The sequence below is a fragment of the Aquisalimonas sp. APHAB1-3 genome (assembly GCF_048323695.1).
Taxonomy (GTDB): domain Bacteria; phylum Pseudomonadota; class Gammaproteobacteria; order Nitrococcales; family Aquisalimonadaceae; genus Aquisalimonas.
Genome location: NZ_JBLWFT010000011.1, coordinates 1 through 19,808 on the forward strand (window position 1 = coordinate 1; position 19,808 = coordinate 19,808).

A 19,808-nucleotide genomic window follows, 5' to 3' on the forward strand; every position below is an offset into this window, starting at 1 on the left:
GCCTTGATCGCCTGCATCCGCAGGGCATGCATGACTGCTTTGTCGATGGCACGACCGTCGTTCGAGCGTTTGCATTCCATGGGGAAAAGCCTAACACCATGGCTTTACTTTGTTAAAGGTTAGTAACCGCGGATGTAAGTCCCCACCAATGCGCGCCCTTCGATTCGGGTCCATGCGGGCCCATCCGGGGGCATGGGGCGGGCACCCTGATCACGGACACGCTGTGAACCCTTCCCTGGGCACTTGACCGCGGCCGTCCGGGCCGCGGACAGTCCGTGATCAGGGCACCCACCCCATGCCGGAGGCTCACTGGCCATTGCCACCTTATCCGGGTCAGTCTCGCTGGAACACCTTTCCCGGATTCATCAGGTTGTGGGGGTCCAGGGCGGCCTTGATGCTGCGCATGACGGCCACGGCGTCACCGTGCTCGGCCTGGAGGAAGGGCATCTTGCCCATGCCGATGCCGTGCTCGCCGGTGCAGGTGCCGTCCAGAGCCAGGGCACGTTCCACGAGGCGCTCGTTGAAGGCCTTGGCCCGGGCGTAGTCGTCGGCGCTGTCCGGCTCGCAGAGAAGGATGACGTGGAAGTTGCCGTCACCCACGTGGCCCAGGATGGTGCCGGGCATGGGCAGGCGCTCCAGTTCGCGCTGGGCGTCCGCGATGCAGTCGGCCAGTGAGGACACGGGGACGCAGACGTCGGTCAGCACGGGCCGGGCTCCCGGGCGCAGTTGCAGTGCGGCGGGATAGGCGTCGTGCCGAGCCTGCCAGAGGCGGTTGCGCTCTTCTTCGACGGTGGCCCACTGGAAGGTGTGCCCCCCGTGCTCGCTGGCAATGGCCTGGGTGGTCTCCGCCTGCTCGGCGACGCCCGCCGGAGAGCCGTGGAACTCCAGGAACAGGTGCGGCGCCTCGGGGTGATCCAGGCCAGCGTACCGGTTGATGGCCTGCATCTGCAGTTCGTCCAGCAGTTCCACCCGGGCCACGGGCACGCCAGTCTGGATGGTCTCGCTGGCCGCCTCCACGGCATCCCGCACGGTGGGAAATGCGCACACGGCGCTGCTGATGGCCTCCGGCAGGCCGTGCAGGCGCAGTGTGATGTCGGTGATCACACCCAGGGTGCCCTCGGCGCCAATGAGCAGGTGCGTGAGGTCATAGCCGGCAGAGGACTTGCGCGCACGGCGGCCGGTATCGATGACGCGCCCGTCCGGGAGCACGGCGGTGAGGGAGAGGACGTTGCCGGCCATGGTGCCGTAGCGCACGGCGTTGGTGCCGGATGCGCGGGTCGAGGTCATGCCGCCGATGGACGCATCCGCCCCGGGGTCGATGGGAAAGAACAGGCCGGTATCGCGCAGGTGGCGATTGAGCTGTTTGCGGGTCACGCCCGCCTGCACGGTGCAGTCCATGTCCGCGGCATGGACCGCCACCACCTGGTCCATGCCGGCGAGGTCTATCACGACACCGCCCTGCAGCGCCTGCACGTGCCCTTCCACGGCGGTGCCGGTGCCGTAGGGAATCATGGGCATGCGGTGGCGGGCGCAAACAGTCACGGCTGTCGCCACGTCGTCACGCGAGCCGGCGAAGACCACAGCGTCCGGTGGCATCACCGGCCAGCCGGATTCGTCATGGCCGTGCTGCTCGAGCACCGTGGCATTGGTGGAGACCCGCTCACCCAGGCGCTCCCGCAGCTCGGTCACGACATGGTTCACCGTATCGGCGGACGGCCTCGTGCCGGCATCACTGATCGTGCCTGTCATGACTCGCATTCCCCTCGTCCATGGACCGGACCGACGCCCGCCCCCGGACGGCGAGCTGGTCCAGCCGGTCGATCTGTTCGTCCAGCCGCGGCAAGGCCTCGCGCCGGTAGCGGGAAACCTCGTCGATGGCGGCGAGCACGTCGGTAAAGGCCTGTTCAAGCTGCTCCATGTCCAGGGACGTGGAGGCCGCCCGGTTCTGGATATCGACACCCTGGCCACGCAACGCTTTCGCGGTGCCGGCAATCATGTCGGAGGTGCCGCGATTGAGCGCCTCGACGCGGTCCAGCACCAGCCGCTGGTTCGCCAGGCCCATGGCCACGGTCACGGCCACGTTCAGCGCCGAGACGGTGACGTTGATGGCGCGATCGACGCCGCGCATGAGTTCACGGTTGTTGCGAATGACCACTTCCAGCGCCAGCACGCCCTGCTGCGCCACGGCCAGCTGTTGCTGCAGATCGGTGATGCGCTGGCGCAGCGGAAACAGGAGTTCGTTCTCGAGAAAGGCGCGGCGCGGGTGCTCGGCCGGGTATTCCGCTGCGGCGGCCACCAGACGCTCATCGATCAGCCGGCCCAGGGCCACTTCCCGCTCCAGGCGCTCCAGACTGGACCGCAGCGCGGTCTGATCGTCACTGAGGGTGAGGTTGTCGCGCCGGAGCATGTCACGGCCGCCTTCCAGGTCGTGGATAATGGCATCCAGCGCTTCCTGCGCCGTCTCGAAGCGGCGGAAGTACCGCTGCACGGGGCTGCCCACGCCGGGGATGCGCCCGAGCAGGCGCGACACGCCACCGCGGGAGAGCGCGTGGCGATGCGGGTCAAGGTCGTCCATGCGCGTGCGCAGATCCTCCAGGGAGCGGGCCACGGGGCCGCCGTCATCTCCCTGGTGCGCAAGCTGACGCAGCGGCGTCTGCAGCATGGCGCTGCGGTGTGCGGCTTCCTGCTGGGCGTCGGCGCCCATGGTATCCACCACCTCGCGCTGCTGCTGGTCGTGTTCCGCATCCGCCTCCAGTATCCTGCCGACGAACGCATCGGCCTCGGCGGCCAGCGCCGACTCCTCATCGGCCGTGCCGTTCTGCGCCGTGAGATCCTCCGGATCCGGGATGGCGAGCTTCAGGGACTCTTCGCCGCGGTCGTCACTGGTCTCGGTCATGTGTTCGCCCGTTATTCGCTACGCTGATACCGCCCCGCGCCGTCGACAAATCGCTGCAGGTCCTGCAACGCCCGCTCGGCAGCGACGGACGCATGAGGCCGCGCCGTCTCGATACGGGCCACCGCGACCGTGGCGTCGTCCAGCGCGGTAATCACCGCCTCGTTACGGCCGCCCAGCGCTTTCAGGCTCTGTTCCGTCTCCCGCAACAGCTCCAGGCGACGCTCCAGGGCCTGACGCTCCTCCGTTGGCAGCGTATCACCTTCACGCCGCAGGCGTCCGCGCACGTAATCGGCATCCACGCCGGCCACGCTGGCCGCCTGGGAGGCCATGGCCTGGAAGTTGTCCAGCGCGCCCCGGCAGACCTCGGCCATGAGGCCAGCAGCCCGTTGATAGGTCAGCTCGCCGGGATCGAAACGCGCGCCCAGCACGGCGAGGCCGTGGCTGTAGCGGGAATACAGACGATCCACCTGCAGCGCCAGATCGTCCCGCCGCGCCCCGAGCAGTCGTTTCTTGACGCTGCAAAGCTCCCGGACCACCGCGTCGGCGTCTTCCGGCGGGTGATCGGGATCGAGCACGGCGACCCCCGCCTCCCGCGCCCGCGCCTCCTTCTCGGCCCGTCGCTGCCGCTGGCTGGCATCCTGTTGCCGGCGCCGCAGTCTCTCACGGCGGCGTGTCAGCCACCGGCGCCAGGCCCGCTCCAGCGGCACTTCCACACCGATGGCAACGAGCCCGACGATCCAGCCGGCCAGCGTCGGGCCGAACCCGCCCCAGAGCGACGTCAGCCAGAGCAGGAAGGCGAGAAACGGAATGCCCAGCCAGTAGCGCAGGATGACGTGCCAGCGGCTCGGCGGCTCGTTGGGCACCGCCACCGCCGGGTTCACCATCCCGGCAATGAACCACGGGATACACGAGAGAAACAGCCCGTAGGCGAACCCCTGGAGAAAACCCAGCATGCGCTACCCGCCCCCGCGGCGCCGGACGGCTCCGCCGATCGGAACGGCGAAGCCGGCACGCGCGGTCGCCTCAGTCGTAGACGTAGAAGCCACGGCCAACCTTGCGCCCCAGGTATCCGGCGTCAACCATCTGCTGCAGCAGCGGTGACGGCCGGTATTTCGGGTCCCCCAGCGCGGAGTGCAGCACCTTCATGACTTCCAGACAGGTATCCAGACCGATCAGGTCGGCCAGGGCCAGCGGCCCCATGGGGTGGTTGGCCCCCATCTGCATGACCTTGTCGATGTCCTCCGGCGCGGCGATGCCCTCGGCGCAGGCGAAGCAGGCCTCGTTGATCATGGGCACCAGGATGCGGTTCACGGCGAATCCGGGGCTGTCCTTCACGGCCACGGGCTCCTTGCCCAGTTGCCGGGTCAGGCTTTCCACCTGTTCGAACACGGCGTCGCTGGTCTGCAGCGCACGCACCACTTCCACCAGCTTCATCACCGGCACCGGGTTGAAGAAGTGCATGCCGATGACCCGCTCGGGGTTCGCGGTGGCGGCGGCGATGCGGGTGAGCGAGATCGACGAGGTGTTGGACGCCAGGACGGTCTCGGCACTGACCAGCTCCGAGAGCTTGCGGAAGATGTCCAGCTTGAGCTCCTCGCGCTCGGTGGCCGCTTCGACGATGAAGTCGCAGTCGGCGAGGCCGTCGAGGCCAACCACACCCTCCACGCGCTCCAGCGCCGCGCCATGGTCGGCCACCGAGAGCTTGTCCTTGGAGACCAGGCGGTCCAGGCTCTTCTCGATCGCCTTGCGACCGCGGTCCACCTGCTCCTGCCCGATATCGGACATCTTCACGCGGAACCCGCTCACGGCGAAGGCCTGGGCGATGCCATTCCCCATGGTGCCCGCTCCGATCACACCGACTGTCTTGACGCTCATGGCTTGCTACTCCTGTTTGATGTCGCATTGCACGAAAACCGGCTCACATTAGCAGGGTTTTCGCCCGTGGCAAGCGGCCGCAGGGCCACGGCCAATCATGCACAAGATGAATTGATACGAATCCAGTTAATTCATTGGATTCATTCTCTAAGGTTCACCACACTCGATACTTCCTGCGAATCATTGAATACGGCTCCGGAGGTTGCCATGCATTTCGAACACTCACAGCGAACCCTTGAACTGCGCGACCGCCTGCAGGCGTTCGTGGACGAGCACATCGTGCCCAATGATGCGCGCTACAAGGAAGAGCTGGAGGCGAATCGCCAGGCAGGCAAGGCCTATGCGGCGGTTCCGCTGGTGGAGGAGCTCAAGCCCCTGGCCCGGGAGGCCGGGTTGTGGAACCTGTTCTTGCCCGAGGAGGAGTACGGCGCCGGGCTGACCAACCTGGAGTATGCGCCCCTGGCGGAGATCATGGGCCGGTACATGTGGTCGTCCGAGGTATTCAACTGCAACGCACCCGACACGGGCAACATGGAGGTGCTCGCCCGCTACGGCAGCGAGGAGCAGAAGCGGGACTGGCTGTATCCGCTGCTCAACGGCGAGATCCGGTCGTCCTTCGCCATGACGGAGCCGGCCGTTGCTTCCAGCGACGCCACCAACATCGAAACGCGCATCGAGCGCGTCGGTGACGAGTACGTGATCAACGGCCGCAAGTGGTTCATCACCAACGGCTGCAGTGAGAAGACCCGCGTCTTCATCCTCATGGGCAAGACGGATCCGGACAACCCCGACCGTCACAAGCAGCAGTCCATGATCATCGTGCCCAAGGATACCCCCGGCGTGCACATCGTGCGCGACATGCCGGTGTACGGCTATTACCACGCGCCCAAGGGGCACCCGGAGATCGCGTTCGACAACGTGCGCGTGCCGGCCTCGAACATGATTCTCGGCGAGGGCCGCGGCTTCGAGATCGCCCAGGGCCGGCTGGGGCCGGGGCGCATCCACCACGTCATGCGGGTCATCGGCCAGGCGGAGCGGGCGTTCGAGCTCATGTGCAAGCGCCTGAGCGAGCGTGTCGCGTTCCACAAGCCTCTGTCCGAGCAGGGTGTGTGGCGGGAGCGGGTCGCCGAGAGCCGCATCCGCATCGACCAGCTGCGCTGGCTCACACTGAACGCGGCCTACATGATGGACACCGTCGGCAACAAGGTGGCGAAGAAGGAGATCGCCATGATCAAGGTGGCGGCTCCGGACATGGCTTGCCAGGTCATCGACTGGGCCATCCAGGCCCACGGCGCCGCGGGCTACACCGAGGACTTCCCGCTGGCGGACATGTACGTCTACGCACGCCACCTGCGCACCGCGGACGGCCCGGATGAAGTCCACCGGAATGCGATCGCCAAGGAAGAGCTGAAGGCGTACCTGTAAGGGAAGCAGTACCCGGGCCGGGGCCGGGTCGTGCGGGTGCGGTGACGGCAGATCTGTATGGGTTCCGGCACTGCGCCTAACTTTGCTTCCGTTCGGAAGCAAAGTTTCCGCGTCTCCGGCCTGGTCGATTTACAGCACATCCCTGTGCTGTAAATCGATGGCGGCGTCCCTGCCGCCACCCTTCGGGCCGGGCGGCCTCCGGCGCGGAGCTTCGTGAGTCACCCATACAGATCTGCCGTCACCGCACCCGCGCGACCCATCACACCATTCACCCGGCGTATGGCGCATGGCAGAAACGTCTCTGGTGCGCTCCGGAAGTAAGTGCGATCGGTCAGGAGGACTGGCCGCTCACGCCCGCGTCTTACGCGCCGCCAGATGGGCCAGTCGGCGGTACTCGCGCAGATCCTCGCGAATGTGCTCCACGGACTGCGCCGTAAGATCGCAGCGCTTGCCATCCAGCAGGTGGCCGTCGAGCTGATCCGCGAGCCGGCGGGCGATCTCCAGCATCTGCTCGAAACCGGACAGGCCGTCGAACGGCCCCGGCAGCTGCATGAACAGCGCCAGACCGGGGGTCTCGAGGGTTTCCGGCTGCGACGGGTCCAGGGTGCCGGGCTTGACCATGCTGGCAACACTGAACATGGGCTCCTCGCCCCGGCGCGTCTCCACGTGACGGTGGAAGATCTCATGCTGCCCGAAACGCAACCCGACCTGCTCCAGCGCATCACTCACGCCATCAGCAGTAAAGCACATGCCTTCGCCCGCATGCACGTGCAGAACGATGATCTTTTCGCCTACCGCCTGCGCCACCGCATCCTCGTAGCTCGACTCTTCGGCTTCCTGTTCCTCGCTGTCCACGCGACCGCCGTGTTCGCCACCCAGCCAGCCGGCCTCCTTGACCCAGGCAGGGCGCGGAATCCGGACTGGCCCGAGGTTCCAGCCGTCGGCTCCCCGCTCATGTTCGGGAGCCTCTTCGGACGCCTCCGGCGCCTCGTCGTGTTCCGGCTCGAAGTCGTCGTTCCAGGCGCCCGTCTCGTGGTCATTGAGGGCGTCTGAGAAATCAGTGGCACCCACATCGTCCGCCACCGAGCGCACGCGCACGGGGCCGACGCTGGAGTCGTGATCATCGGCCTCGTGGTGACTGGAGCGCACTCGCGCACGGCTGACGGGCGCGTCGTCCGGATCCGGCTCCACATCGGGAAGATCGGCCGCATCGTCAATGCCGTCGTCCAGCAGAAAGTCGTCCATGTCGCGCAGCGCGGCCTCCACGTCGCGGTCACCACGCACGGACCGTCTCACCCCCGCTGATCTGGAGGTACTCCGTCGACCGCTGCTGCTCTGGCGCTCCTGCCACTTGTAGTAGCCGAACAGTCCGGCAATCACCAGTACGCCAACAGCCAGCAGTATCCAGCGCAGTGTATCCATTGTGTCCATCCGCGAAAGTCGATTCGTAGTACCCGGCTGCAGCCACCATGGACGATCGGTCAATGGTCCGCCACCCCTACAGGGTCCATGGTCTGCGGCGCATCGTCCAGCGTCTCCTGCAGGAGACGCCACGAGACGCCATTTGTTCCTGCTCGATCAGGCCACTGCCATCTCGGCAGCCTCGTCCACGTCCACCGCCACCAGCCGCGATACACCCGCCTCGTGCATGGTCACGCCCATGAGGTGGCTGGCGATCTCCATGGTCGCCTTATTGTGGGTAATGAGGATGAACTGCACCCGCGCCGACATCTCCTTGACCAGCTGGCAGAACCGGCCCACGTTCGCCTCGTCCAGGGGGGCATCCACCTCGTCGAGCATGCAGAACGGCGCCGGGTTCAGCTCGAAGATGGCGAAGATCAGTGCCACCGCCGTCAGCGCCTTCTCCCCGCCCGAGAGCAGGTGAATGGTGCTCACGCGCTTGCCTGGCGGCCGCGCCATGATGGTGATGCCGGTCTCCAGCAGATCGTCGCTGGTCATCTCCAGGTACGCTTCACCGCCGCCGAACAGGCGCGGGTACATGTGCTGGATGCCGGCATTGACCTTGTCGAAGGTCTCCTTGAAGCGCTGCCGCGTCTCCCGGTCGATCTTGCGGATGGCCGACTCCAGGGTCTCCATGGCCTCCGTCAGGTCGGCGTGCTGCTGGTCCAGGTAGCCCTTGCGCTCCGAGAGCTGTTCATGCTCGTCGATGGCCGCCAGGTTGATGGGCCCCAGGCGGTTGATGCGCTGCTCGACCTGCTCCAGTCGCGCCTGCCAGTCGCCCTCGGTTGCAGCCTCCGGGAGATTGGCCAGCAGGGTGTCCAGATCGAACCCGAGCTCCACCAGCTGCTCGGACTGGGTCTGACGGCGGACACGCAGCTCCTGATCCCGCAGCTGCATCCGCTCCAGCTCCTGACGCAGGGTCTCCACCTGCTGCTCGGAGCGCTGACGCTGCTCTTCGCGGCCGCGGAGCTGCTCCTCGATCTCGGCCATGCGGTTGCGGGTCTCCTGCAGCGCGCGCTCGGCATCGACACGCTGCTGGAGAAGCTGCTCCCGCTGCGCTTCCAGCTCCGGGACGGGGTCGCCCTGGGTTTCCCGGGCCTCGGTCAGTTCCTCTTGGCGGGCCTCCAGACGCTCGCGCTGCTCCGCGAGCCGACGAAGCTGTTCCTCCAGGGACTGGCGCGATGCATTGGCATTCTCCTGGAGCAGCAGGAGCTCATGCCGGCGCTCCCGGCGCTCGCGCATGGCTTCACGGACCGCCGCCAGCGTTTCCTGGTGCCCCTCGCGCTCCTGCTGCAGCCGCTCGCGTTCATCGCCATCGGCCTCGCTGCGGTCCAAGGCGTCCTGCAGCCTGCTCCTCGCCGCATGCACGGCCTCGGTGGTTTCCGCCGCTTCTTCGTCCAGTTGCACGAGCTCTTCTGCCAGGCGCTGATCCCGCGCCTGCAATTCATCCAGGCGCTGGCGCTGCCCGTCCTGCCGGGTATGAACCTGCGTGAGCCGCTGCACGACCCCATCGCGCTCTTCGCGCAGCTGATCGCGGCGCGCCTCGCTGTCCTGGCGCTGCTCTTCGAGCTCACGCCGCTGGTCGACCAGCTGGTCGCGCTGCTCGCGGGCCATATCCAGCTGTGCGCGCAGCGCCTCCATGGCCCGCTCCCGGGCCAGCACGCTGTCGCCATCACCGGCATCGCCGGATAGCTGCGTCCATCCACGCCCGAACAGCATGCCGTCAGCGGTGACCAGGCACTCGCCGGTGCGCAGATGGGGGCGCAGACGTTCGGCATCGGCGGCATCACTGGCGCAGAACACGCCATGGAGCAGGTCATCCAGGGCACCGGGTGCGGCAACATGGGCCAGCAGGGGCTGCAACCCGTGGTCGTGCTCGCCGTTGCCGGTGACCGCACCCTCGGTGCTAACCAGGGTGACACTGCCCTGGGTCGGGCTGCCGAGCCGGTCGGCGGTCGGCACCTCGCCGGCGTCGATGCACACGGCCTGCAACCGGTCGGCCAGCACCGCTTCCACGGCCTGCTCCCAGCCCGATTCCACGGACAGCCGCTGCGCCAGCCGGCCACCGCTGCCCAGACCGTGACCGGCAAGCCAGTCCGCCACCGGCCCCTCGGTTTCACCCAGGGCGTCCTGCTGCAGTGTCTCCAGGGAGGTCAGGCGGGCCTCGCTCTGCTGGATGTCGCCGCGGAGCGCGTGAATCCGGTCGTCCAGTGCGGTTTCCTGTTCCGCCAGGCTGGCCGCCGCGGCTTCCGTTTCCTCCAACTGCCCGCCAAGCAGCTCCTGCCGTTCGCCCAGCTCCTCCGCTTCCTCGGCCAGCGCCTCGAGCGCATCGGAGACGCTGTCGGGGTCCAGGTTCTCGCGCTCGCTCGCCAGCCGCTGACGCCGATCAGCCAGGGTCTGCTGGCGTTGCTCCAGGCCCTCGATGCGGGTGCGCTCCACCTGCGCGGCCTGCACGGCCTCGGCGGCGCGCTCGTTGAACGCATCCCAGCGCTGCTGCCAGTCGTCCATGGCCTGCTGCGCCTCGGCCACCTGCTCCGAGGCGGTTTCCTCGAGCTCCTGGAGTTCCTCGATCTCGGGCTCCAGTTCGGCCAGGCGCTCGCGGGTCTCGGCGAGCTTGTCCTCGTCGGCGCGGGCGGTCTCCAGCAGTTCTTCCAGCGCCTGGCGATTGGCGGCCAGGTCTTCGTCCTGCTTCTCCCGCCGTTCACGCTCGTGGGCGATCTGCTGCTCGATACGGTTGATATCGCTGCCGAGCGCGTAGTAGCGCCCCTGGGCCTCGTTCAGGCTCTCGCTGACTTCACCCTGCTGCTCGCGCTGTTCCACCAGTTCCCGCTCGGCCCCGCGCTGACGTGCCACCTCGGCCTCGAGGGCGTTGCGCTGCTCCTCCAGAGCGCGCTCGCCGGTCTTCATCTCGTCCACCAGGTCACGTAACCGCACCGCCAACAGCTCGGCCCGCAGCTGGCGCTCCTCCGCTTTGAACTCCTTGTAGCGCTCGGCGGTACGCGCCTGTCGGCTCAGCTTCTCGAGCTGCCCCGCCACCTCGTCACGGACGTCGTCCAGCCGTTCCATGTTGTCGCGGGTGTCGCGGATGCGCCGCTCCGTCTCCCGCCGCCGCTCCTTGTAAAGCGAGATGCCCGCGGCCTCCTCGAGATAGACCCGCAGCTCCTCCGGCTTGGCCTCGATGATGCGCGAGATCATGCCCTGTTCGATGATGGAGTAGCTGCGCGGCCCCAGGCCTGTGCCCAGGAAGACATCCGTAATGTCGCGCTTGCGGCAGCGTGTGCCATTGAGCAGGTACTGGGACTGCGCCTCGCGATTGACCTGGCGCTTGACGGAAATTTCGCTGTAACTGGCGTACTGGCCGCCCAGGGTGCCGTCGCTGTTGTCGAACACCAGTTCGATGGAGGCCTGCCCCACCGGCTTGCGGCTGCTGGAGCCGTTGAAGATGACGTCGGCCATGGACTCGCCGCGGAGGTGCTTGGCCGAGCTCTCCCCCATGACCCAGCGTACGGCGTCAATGACATTGGACTTACCGCAGCCGTTGGGGCCGACGATGCCCACAAGATTGCCGGGCAAATGCACGGTCGTCGGATCGACGAACGACTTGAAGCCTGCCAGTTTGATCTTCTTGAGCCGCATGAAGGATGGCCTTCCCTGTCGCGTTCGCGGATTCCGCACGTGGCCGAGCAAGGCGGCGACCGGTAGACTTGTGCCGAAGCCCGATCCGGTCGCGTGCCGGGCAACCGTTCCGGGCGTATTATCCCGTTCACCCAGACAATTGGAAAGCCATGTCCTCACAACCAAGCCGCGAACTCGAGACCTTCCCGAATCCTCAGCCGGAGCGGGACTACACCATCCGCATGTGTATTCCGGAGTTCACCTGCCTGTGCCCGAAAACCGGCCAGCCGGATTTCGCCACGATTCACCTGGAGTACGTTCCAGACCGGGACTGCGTGGAGCTGAAGTCACTGAAGCTCTATATCTGGTCGTTCCGGGACCAGGGGGCGTTCCACGAGCAGGTCACCCACGACATGCTCAGCGACCTGGTCGCCGCGACGAAGCCACGCTTCATGCGCGTCACCGGTGAGTTCAATGTGCGCGGCGGCATTGATACCACGGTGATTGCCGAGCACCGCGCGCCGGGCTGGACGCCGCCGCAGCCGGTGGTTCTCCCCTGATCGGCCGCATGGGTGCTGATGCCGGCTACCGCGGCCGCTTCGCTCCCAGCCCGACAGGCCCCCTGCACTTCGGATCGCTGGTGGCGGCGCTGGGGTCCTGCCTGGAGGCCCGCAGTCACGCCGGCGAATGGCTGGTCCGCATCGACGACATAGACCCGCCCCGAGAGCAGCCAGGGGCGGCAGACGCCATTCTGCGCACACTGGAGCGGTTCGGCTTCGAACACGACGGCCCGGTGCTCTACCAGAGCACGCGGCACGACGCCTATCGGGCCGCTGTGGATACGCTCCATCGCCACGGCCGGGCATTCCCCTGTGGATGCACCCGCAAGGAGGTGCTGCGCGACGGTACACCCGGGGTCAACGGCGTGCTCTACCCGGGCACCTGCCGCAACGGGCTTCCGGAGGGCCGGGAGGCACGGACATGGCGCGCTCGCGTCGAAGGCACAGTGAGGCTCGAAGACCGGTTCCAGGGGGCAGTCGTCTGTGACCTGGAGGCGGAGATCGGCGATTTTCTCGTGCAGCGGGCCGACGCACTTCCGGCGTACCACCTGGCGGCCGCCGTTGACGACATGGCCACCGGCATCACCCATGTAATCCGCGGCCACGATCTGCTGGCGTGCACGCCACCCCAGTGGTTCGTCATGGAGCAACTCGGCGGCACGCCGCCTGCCTACGGCCATCTGCCGCTGGCCGTAAACGCCGACGGCCGCAAGCTCAGCAAGCAGAACATGGCGCCCCCCCTGGATGACGCGGGCCCCGCCCCGCAGCTGGTCTCCGCACTGGAGCTGTTGAACCAGCAGCCTCCTGCCGGCCTCCGCAACGCCCCGGTGGCCACCGTGTGGCAGTGGGCCCTCGACCACTGGAATCCGGCCCGTCTGCGCGGCATCGCCAGCAGGGCCATTGCACCGCAATGATCCGGAACACGACCCATGGTCGCCCCCACCCGAGGCGTGTGCTACCTTAGGTAACAAATAAGACGACACGAATCGTCAAGACCGGAGGAGAGGTTCCATGGCCCAACTTCAGGAAACGGGCCCCGGCGGATACAGCGTGCTGCTGTTCCTGCTCGGTGTGCTATTGCTGGCGTCGCCGTTCACCGTCTGGTGGATGAGCACGGGCGCACCCTGGTACACGGCATGGGTCATCTGGGCCCTACTGATCGCACTGTCGGGCCTGATCGCCCACCGGCTCGGACACCATGACGCTTGATCTCGGTGTCATCTCGGCGGCAGTGGTCGGCTATCTGCTGCTGCTCTTTCTCATCGCCTACGTCACCGACCGGCAGTGGCTGCCCGCCTGGCTGACCCGCAATCCGGTGGTGTACGTGCTCTCGCTGGGCGTCTACGCCACCACCTGGAGTTATTACGGCAGCGTCGGCTTCGCCCAGGACCAGGGACTCAACTTTCTCACCATCTACCTGGGCGTCACCCTGGCATTCGTGCTGACGCCGGTGCTGCTCATGCCCATCCTGCGGCTGACTCGCACCTATCAGCTCACCTCGGTGGCGGACCTGTTCGCGTTCCGCTTCAACAGCCAGTGGGCCGGCGTGCTGGTGACACTGCTCATGCTTGCGGGGGTACTGCCCTACATCGCCCTGCAGATCCGGGCGGTGGCCGAGTCCACGCAGGTTCTGACACCGGAATCGTCACCCGACGTACTGGCATTCTGGTTCATGGTGCTGGTCACCGTATTCACCATCATCTTCGGCGCGCGCCACGTCTCGCCCCGGGAACACCACGACGGCCTGGTGGCGGCGATCGCGTTCGAATCGCTGATGAAGCTGGTGGCCCTGCTGCTCGTGGCCGGCGTGGCCGTGTGGCAGGCGTTCGGCGGCATCGGCGGGATGCAGGCGTGGCTGGCCGACAACCCCGAGCACCTGGAGGCCCTCTACGCCCCGGCGCGGGAGGGTCCGTGGACGAGCCTGCTGGTACTCGCCTTCGCCGCCGCGTTCCTGCTGCCCCGGCAGTTCCACATGCTGTTTGCGGAAAACCAGAACCCGCGCGACCTGAGCCTGGCAAGTTGGGCATTCCCACTGTTTCTGCTGGCGCTGACGCTGGTGATTCCGCCGATCCTCTGGGCAGCCGTGGTCCTGCAGCCGGGCACGCCGGCCGATTATCACGTGCTTGGCCTGTCCCTCGCCAGCGGCAGCCCGTCGCTGGCGCTGCTCGCCTACCTCGGGGGGATCTCCGCGGCAAGCGCGATGATCGTGGTCAGCACCCTGGCGATCTCGGCCATGACACTGAACCACCTGGTGCTGCCCCTGGCGGGCCCGCAGCCCCACCGGGACCTCTACGGCGCGCTGCGCTGGGCGCGCCGCGTGGTCATGGTGGCGGTGATCGCCGCCGGCTACGGTTTCTACCTGATTCTGGAACCCACCACCGGACTGGTCGGCTGGGGCCTGATCTCCTTTCTCGCCATGGCGCAGCTCCTCCCGGGGATCATCGGGCTACTGTTCTGGCCCCGCGCCACCAGCCACGGCTTCATCGCCGGGCTGATCGGCGGTGCCTGCGTGTGGGTATTCACGGTGCTGCTGCCACCGGTCACCGGTGACAGCACCATGCTCTGGATGGGGCTGCCTGCACCCGACGGCGAGCAGCCGGCGGTGTATCAGTCAGCCACGTTCTGGTCACTGTGCATCAACAGTGTGCTGTTCGTCGCCGTATCCCTGCTCAGTCGCCCCGACGAGCGCGAGCGCGAGGCCGCAGCCGTCTGCCGCGACCTCAACCCCACCCTGCCGGTGGGGGATCTGCGCGCCCGCTCTCCCCAGCAGTTCGTCAAGCGGCTGGCTTCAGTCATGGGCAAGACCGCCGCCCGCAAGGAAGTGGAGAAAGCGGTTCGTGAACGGGGACTGCACTGGGGCGAGACACGCCCCAGCCATCTGCACGGCCTGCGCGCGCAGATCGAACGCAACATCTCCGGGATGATGGGGCCGGTGCTGGCACGGATGATCGTGGATGAACAACTGCAGATGGACACCCGCAGCCGCACCGCGCTGGCCCAGAACGTCCGCCTGATCGAGGACCGACTGGAGACCTCGCGCACCCGTCTGCGCGGGCTGGCGGCGGAACTGGACCGTCTGCGGCGCTATCACCGCCAGATCATCGAGGACCTCCCCCTGGGCGTGTGTGCCGTCGCCCAGGGCGGCCGCCTGGTCCGCTGGAACCCGGCCATCGCCGAACTCACGCGCGTGCCCATGTCCGACGTCATCGGCCGCCGGCTGGACGAGCTCCCCGACCCGTGGGGTCCTCTGCTGGCATCGTTTCTGGACTCTGACGCCAGTCACTGGCACCGGCAGGAGATCCAGACCAACGACCACGCGCGCTGGTACAGCCTGCACAAGGCGGCCATCGACGACCCGTCCAACAGCAACCGGGCTGCAGACACCGTTCTACTCGTGGAAGACCTCACCGAGGTCTCCGTACTGGAGCAGGAGCTCGCCCACAGCGAGCGGCTCGCCTCCATCGGCCGCCTCGCCGCCGGTGTCGCACACGAGATCGGCAACCCGGTGACCGGCATTTCCTGCCTTGCCCAGGAACTGCGCGACGAGGACACCGACGAAGAGCGCACCGGCGCCATCGCCGAGGAGGTCCTGAACCAGGCCCAGCGGATCAACAACATCGTCCAGAGCCTGGTGCGCTACGCCCATGGCGGCGTCGGCAGCCAGCGTCCGCCCGAGCCGGTGGACCTGCGCCAGACCGTGGAGGAGGCGATGCGGCTCACCACCCTGAGCCGGCGGGCCCGGTTCGTACGGTTCGACAACGAGGTGCCCGACGGGGTGACCATCAGCGGTGAACCCCAGCAGCTTGTGCAGGTGTTCGTGAACCTCTTCAGCAATGCCGCCGATGCGTGTGCGAACCGTGAGGATGAGGGAGCGATCCGCATCGCCCTCGAACACCACGGCGACGGCTGGATCAACGTCCACGTGCACGACAACGGCAGTGGGATTCCCGATGACGTGCTCGACCACGTGCTCGAGCCGTTCGTCACCACCAAACGCCCCGGCTACGGCACCGGCCTGGGCCTGCCGCTGGTCTACAACATCATCCGCGAGCATGGCGGCGAAGTTCTGGTGGACAGCGACAGCACCGGCACGTGCATCACGTTACGGCTGCGCCCGGACATCCCGCTAGCCGCGCGGCAGACCGCCCTGGCCGACGGGCAATCGCGTTCCTGAACGGAGAGAGACCACCATGGCTTACATTCTCATCATCGAAGACGAGAACGTGATCCGGCAATCCCTGCGGCGTCTGCTGGAGAAGCGCCAGCATGTCGTCGCGGAGGCGGACTCCGTGGAGAGCGCCGCGCGGGAGCAGGAACTCACCGGGTTCGACCTCATCATCGCCGACCTGCGCCTGCCCGGCGCCGACGGCACGGCCGTGCTGGAGCGCGCGCCGGCCGTACCCACCATCATCATGACCAGCTATGCCAGCGTCCGCTCGGCCGTGGAGGCCATGAAACTCGGCGCCCTGGATTACATCGCCAAACCCTTCGACAACGATGAGCTGCTGCTCACCGTCGACCGAGCCCTCAAGGAACAGCGCATGGAGCGCCAGAACGCGGCGCTGAAAGCGGATCTGGACCGCGACTACCCGGTGTCCGGCATCGTCGGGACGTGCAAGGCCATGCGTGACGTCTTCGACCGCATCACCCGCGTGGCACCGACCACCACCACGGTGCTCGTGCTGGGTGAATCCGGCACGGGCAAGGAGCTCGTGGCGCGCGCGCTGCACGAGAAGAGCGAACGCAGCGACGGCCCGATGATCACCGTGAACTGCGCCGCCATTCCCGACACCCTGATCGAAGCGGAACTGTTCGGCCACGAAAAAGGCGCATTCACCGGCGCCGTGGGCGCACGCCAGGGACTGGTGGAGTCAGCCGACGGCGGCACCCTGTTCCTGGACGAGATCGGCGAGCTGCCGCTGGCCGCCCAGGCCCGGCTGCTGCGCGTCCTCCAGGAGGGGGAGATCCGGCGTGTCGGCTCATCCTCGCCCCGGCACGTGGATGTCCGGCTGGTCGCCGCCACGCACCGCGATCTGAGCCGACTGGTAAGCCAGGGCGATTTCCGCGAGGACCTCTACTTCCGCATCAACGTCATGGAGATCCGGCTGCCTCCGCTGCGCGAGCGTGGCGACGACCTCGCGGAGCTCGCCCGGCACCTGCTCGAACGGGCGTGCAAGCGGCTCAAGAGCCCGCCCATGCGGTTCAGCAACGAAACCATGGAGGGCATCCGCCGCTACAGCTGGCCAGGCAATGTCCGGGAGCTGGAAAACGCCATCGAGCGGGCCGTGATCCTCAGTGACAGCACGGTTATTACGCCGAACATTCTGGGTCTGCGCCCGGACGAGGAACCCCAGCCCGACACCACGTCTCCGGGGCTGTCCCTGGAGGACTACTTCCGGCAGTTCGTGCTGGCCAACCAGGACCACTGCACGGAGACGGAACTTGCGCGCCGGCTCGGTATCAGCCGCAAGGCGCTTTGGGAGAAACGACAGCGCCTCGGCATCCCGCGCAAGCCGCGCATGGAAGAGTCGGAGGAAGGCTGAGCGGCGTTACAAATTGTCGCATCCAGTGTTACCACGTGTAACAGAACCGCCACGACTGGCATCGATAACTGATTGATCGGAAATGTGTTCCGCAGATGGCACGGCTTTCGCTTTTGCTGGCGGATAGCAACGCGCCAGACAGAACGGCCTCACCGGGGCAGCCGCCGGTCCACACCGGCGCACTGCCCTCCCGGGGTGCTAGGCTTGCCAATAACGGGACCAAAGAAAATGACGGGTCGGTGCACCGCACCGGCCACCCATTCGAAGAGGAGGAGTCATCCCATGTCCGAAACCAAGGTCTACCCTGTTTCCGCGGACGTCGCCAAGAACGCCCATATCGATGCGGACACCTACGAGGCCATGTACAAGCGGTCTCTGGATGATCCGGATGGATTCTGGGGTGAACAGGCCGAGCGGCTGACTTGGTTCAAACGCTGGGATTCGGTGAACAACTCTGATCTGGTCAAGGGCGATATCCGCTGGTTCGACGGCGGTCGTCTCAACGTCGCGTACAACTGCGTCGACCGTCACCTGGACAAGCGCGGCGATCAGACGGCCATTATCTGGGAACCGGACGACCCGAAGGATGCGGCTCAGCACATCACCTACCGGGATCTGCACGAGCGCGTCTCCCGGTTTGCCAACGTTCTGCTCGACCGCGGCGTCAAACGCGGCGACCGGGTGTGCATCTACCTGCCCATGGTACCGGAAGCGGCAGTGGCCATGCTGGCCTGTGCGCGCATCGGTGCCGTTCACTCGATCGTGTTCGGCGGCTTCTCGCCCCAGGCGCTGCGCGACCGCATCCAGAACTCCGACTGCCGGGTGCTCATCACGGCCGACGAGAGCGTGCGCGGCGGCCGCAGCTTCCCGCTCAAGGCCAACGCCGACGAGGCGCTGCAGGAGTGCCCCAACGTCAGCACCGTGGTCGTGGTTCAGCGTACCGGCAACAAGGTGGACTGGAACGACAACCGCGACATCTGGTTCCACGAAGCCGCCGACAAGGCCTCGGCCGATTGCCCTGCCGAAGAAATGGAGTCCGAGGATCCGCTGTTCATCCTCTACACTTCCGGGTCCACCGGCATGCCAAAGGGGGTGCTGCACACCTCCGCCGGCTACCTGCTCGGCGCGAGCATGACTCACCAGTACGTGTTCGACTACCAGGAGGGCGAGGTCTACTGGTGCACCGCGGACGTGGGCTGGGTCACCGGGCACAGCTACATCGTCTACGGGCCGCTTGCCAACGGTGCAACCACGCTGATGTTCGAAGGCGTACCCACCTACCCTGACGCCGGCCGCATGTGGGAGATCGTCGACAAGCACAACGTCGCCATCTTCTACACCGCCCCCACGGGCATCCGTGCACTGATGGCCAAGGGCGACGAGCCAGTGAAGAAGCACAGCCGCAAGTCGCTGCGCATTCTCGGCACCGTCGGTGAGCCCATCAACCCGGAAGCGTGGGAATGGTACTACAACGTGGTGGGCGACGGCCGCTGCCCGATCGTCGACACCTGGTGGCAGACGGAGACCGGCTCCATCATGATCTCCCCGCTTCCCGGTGCCACGGACCTCAAGCCGGGCTCGGCGACGCGGCCGTTCTTCGGCATCGAGCCGGAACTGCTGGACAACGAGGGCAACGTGCTGGAGGGCGCAACGGACGGCAACCTGTGCATCTCCCGGTCGTGGCCGTCGATGATGCGCACGGTCTACGGCGACCACAAGCGCTTCATGGAGACCTACCTGTCCGCCTACAAAGGCAAGTACTTCACTGGCGACGGCGCGCGGCGCGACGAGGACGGCTACTACTGGATCACCGGCCGCGTGGACGACGTGCTCAACGTGTCGGGCCACCGCATGGGCACCGCCGAGGTGGAAAGCGCCATGGTGCTGCATCCGAAGGTCGCGGAGGCAGCCGTGGTCGGCTTCCCCCACGACGTGAAGGGTCAGGGCATCTACGCCTACGTCACCCTCATGAGCGGTGAGGAGCCGTCCGACGAACTGCGCAAGGAGCTGGTGGAGCTGGTGCGCAAGGAGATCGGCGCCATCGCCAAGCCGGACTTCATCCAGTGGGCTCCGGGGCTGCCGAAAACCCGCTCGGGCAAAATCATGCGCCGCATTCTGCGCAAGGTCGCGTCCAATGAGCTGGACAGCCTCGGCGACACCAGCACGCTGGCCGATCCGGCCGTGGTGGACGAACTCATCGAAAACCGGGAAAACCAGTAGACCGTCCGCCGGGCACCTCCGGGTGCCCGGCAATCCCGATCCGGGTGGCGGCACACCCCTGCCGCCTGTCCCCGAAGCCATGTTACGGCGAGCACCGATGATCCCGCATCACGGCGCGGGCGTGTCCCGTCGCGAGGCTGCCTGGCGTGAATTCTGCTTACGTCTCCGCCCGGACGAAGCGCTGCTTTGTCCAGGCAATTCATTGGCAAACAG

13 protein-coding genes are annotated in these 19,808 nt (G+C 66.8%); 7 read left to right on the forward strand and 6 right to left on the reverse strand.

The window, feature by feature from the left end; translation table 11 throughout:
- Positions 1-333: 333 nt before the first annotated feature.
- The 4 genes from ACNSTU_RS14085 to ACNSTU_RS14100 form a co-directional block, all read right to left on the reverse strand.
- Complete coding sequence (locus tag ACNSTU_RS14085; RefSeq protein WP_290636878.1) at positions 334-1,749, reverse strand: FAD-binding oxidoreductase; 1,416 nt, start codon at positions 1,747-1,749, stop codon at positions 334-336.
- Positions 1,730-2,896, reverse strand: coding sequence for a toxic anion resistance protein (locus ACNSTU_RS14090; protein WP_418212511.1), 1,167 nt, complete (start codon positions 2,894-2,896; stop codon positions 1,730-1,732). Before ACNSTU_RS14090 ends, ACNSTU_RS14085 begins: the two co-directional genes overlap by 20 nt.
- Positions 2,897-2,907: 11 nt before the next feature.
- On the reverse strand, positions 2,908-3,849 hold the full coding sequence (locus tag ACNSTU_RS14095) for a cobyrinic acid a,c-diamide synthase (RefSeq protein WP_418212512.1): 942 nt from the start codon (positions 3,847-3,849) through the stop codon (positions 2,908-2,910).
- Positions 3,850-3,919: 70 nt separating this feature from the next.
- Positions 3,920-4,771: a 3-hydroxybutyryl-CoA dehydrogenase gene (locus ACNSTU_RS14100; protein WP_418212513.1), complete on the reverse strand. Its 852-nt coding sequence runs from the start codon at positions 4,769-4,771 to the stop codon at positions 3,920-3,922.
- A 207-nt stretch (positions 4,772-4,978) separates the two neighbouring features.
- Between ACNSTU_RS14100 and ACNSTU_RS14105 the strand changes: the two genes are divergently transcribed.
- A complete protein-coding gene (locus ACNSTU_RS14105) occupies positions 4,979-6,196 on the forward strand; it encodes an acyl-CoA dehydrogenase family protein (RefSeq protein WP_290633375.1) in 1,218 nt (405 codons plus the stop codon).
- Positions 6,197-6,544: 348 nt separating this feature from the next.
- Here ACNSTU_RS14105 and zipA read toward each other — a convergent pair whose 3' ends face one another.
- Together zipA and smc are read right to left on the reverse strand one after the other, a co-directional pair.
- Complete coding sequence (gene zipA, locus ACNSTU_RS14110; RefSeq protein WP_290633505.1) at positions 6,545-7,618, reverse strand: cell division protein ZipA; 1,074 nt, start codon at positions 7,616-7,618, stop codon at positions 6,545-6,547.
- 156 nt (positions 7,619-7,774) lie between these two features.
- On the reverse strand, positions 7,775-11,293 hold the full coding sequence (smc, locus tag ACNSTU_RS14115) for a chromosome segregation protein SMC (RefSeq protein WP_418212514.1): 3,519 nt from the start codon (positions 11,291-11,293) through the stop codon (positions 7,775-7,777).
- 149 nt (positions 11,294-11,442) lie between these two features.
- Between smc and queF the strand changes: the two genes are divergently transcribed.
- The 6 genes from queF (at position 11,443) to acs (ending at position 19,595) form a co-directional block, all read left to right on the forward strand.
- A complete protein-coding gene (gene queF, locus ACNSTU_RS14120; RefSeq protein WP_290633501.1) occupies positions 11,443-11,832 on the forward strand; it encodes a preQ(1) synthase in 390 nt (129 codons plus the stop codon).
- 8 nt (positions 11,833-11,840) lie between these two features.
- The gene (gene gluQRS, locus ACNSTU_RS14125) at positions 11,841-12,746 is read left to right on the forward strand and encodes a tRNA glutamyl-Q(34) synthetase GluQRS (RefSeq protein ID WP_290633499.1); all 906 of its coding nucleotides are present in this window, start codon (positions 11,841-11,843) and stop codon (positions 12,744-12,746) included.
- 97 nt (positions 12,747-12,843) lie between these two features.
- Positions 12,844-13,041, forward strand: coding sequence for a hypothetical protein (locus tag ACNSTU_RS14130; RefSeq protein WP_290633497.1), 198 nt, complete (start codon positions 12,844-12,846; stop codon positions 13,039-13,041).
- On the forward strand, positions 13,031-16,006 hold the full coding sequence (locus ACNSTU_RS14135) for a sensor histidine kinase (RefSeq protein ID WP_290633495.1): 2,976 nt from the start codon (positions 13,031-13,033) through the stop codon (positions 16,004-16,006). The genes ACNSTU_RS14130 and ACNSTU_RS14135 overlap by 11 nt, the downstream gene beginning before the upstream one ends.
- A 16-nt stretch (positions 16,007-16,022) precedes the next feature.
- On the forward strand, positions 16,023-17,375 hold the full coding sequence (locus ACNSTU_RS14140) for a sigma-54-dependent transcriptional regulator (protein WP_290633493.1): 1,353 nt from the start codon (positions 16,023-16,025) through the stop codon (positions 17,373-17,375).
- Between the two features lie 282 nt (positions 17,376-17,657).
- Positions 17,658-19,595 (forward strand): acetate--CoA ligase, encoded by a 1,938-nt coding sequence (gene acs / locus ACNSTU_RS14145; RefSeq protein WP_418212515.1) that lies wholly within the window; start codon positions 17,658-17,660, stop codon positions 19,593-19,595.
- Positions 19,596-19,808: the final 213 nt, after the last annotated feature.

Excerpts from the sequence above, each read along its gene's own strand:
- ACNSTU_RS14085 (WP_290636878.1), bottom strand. The coding sequence starts at position 1,749 with ATGACAGGCACGATCAGTGATGCCGGCACGAGGCCGTCCGCCGATACG.
- ACNSTU_RS14090 (WP_418212511.1), bottom strand. The coding sequence starts at position 2,896 with ATGACCGAGACCAGTGACGACCGCGGCGAAGAGTCCCTGAAGCTCGCC.
- ACNSTU_RS14095 (WP_418212512.1), bottom strand. The coding sequence starts at position 3,849 with ATGCTGGGTTTTCTCCAGGGGTTCGCCTACGGGCTGTTTCTCTCGTGT.
- ACNSTU_RS14100 (WP_418212513.1), bottom strand. The coding sequence starts at position 4,771 with ATGAGCGTCAAGACAGTCGGTGTGATCGGAGCGGGCACCATGGGGAAT.
- ACNSTU_RS14105 (WP_290633375.1), top strand. The coding sequence starts at position 4,979 with ATGCATTTCGAACACTCACAGCGAACCCTTGAACTGCGCGACCGCCTG.
- zipA (WP_290633505.1), bottom strand. The coding sequence starts at position 7,618 with ATGGATACACTGCGCTGGATACTGCTGGCTGTTGGCGTACTGGTGATT.
- smc (WP_418212514.1), bottom strand. The coding sequence starts at position 11,293 with ATGCGGCTCAAGAAGATCAAACTGGCAGGCTTCAAGTCGTTCGTCGAT.
- queF (WP_290633501.1), top strand. The coding sequence starts at position 11,443 with ATGTCCTCACAACCAAGCCGCGAACTCGAGACCTTCCCGAATCCTCAG.
- gluQRS (WP_290633499.1), top strand. The coding sequence starts at position 11,841 with ATGGGTGCTGATGCCGGCTACCGCGGCCGCTTCGCTCCCAGCCCGACA.
- ACNSTU_RS14130 (WP_290633497.1), top strand. The coding sequence starts at position 12,844 with ATGGCCCAACTTCAGGAAACGGGCCCCGGCGGATACAGCGTGCTGCTG.
- ACNSTU_RS14135 (WP_290633495.1), top strand. The coding sequence starts at position 13,031 with ATGACGCTTGATCTCGGTGTCATCTCGGCGGCAGTGGTCGGCTATCTG.
- ACNSTU_RS14140 (WP_290633493.1), top strand. The coding sequence starts at position 16,023 with ATGGCTTACATTCTCATCATCGAAGACGAGAACGTGATCCGGCAATCC.
- acs (WP_418212515.1), top strand. The coding sequence starts at position 17,658 with ATGTCCGAAACCAAGGTCTACCCTGTTTCCGCGGACGTCGCCAAGAAC.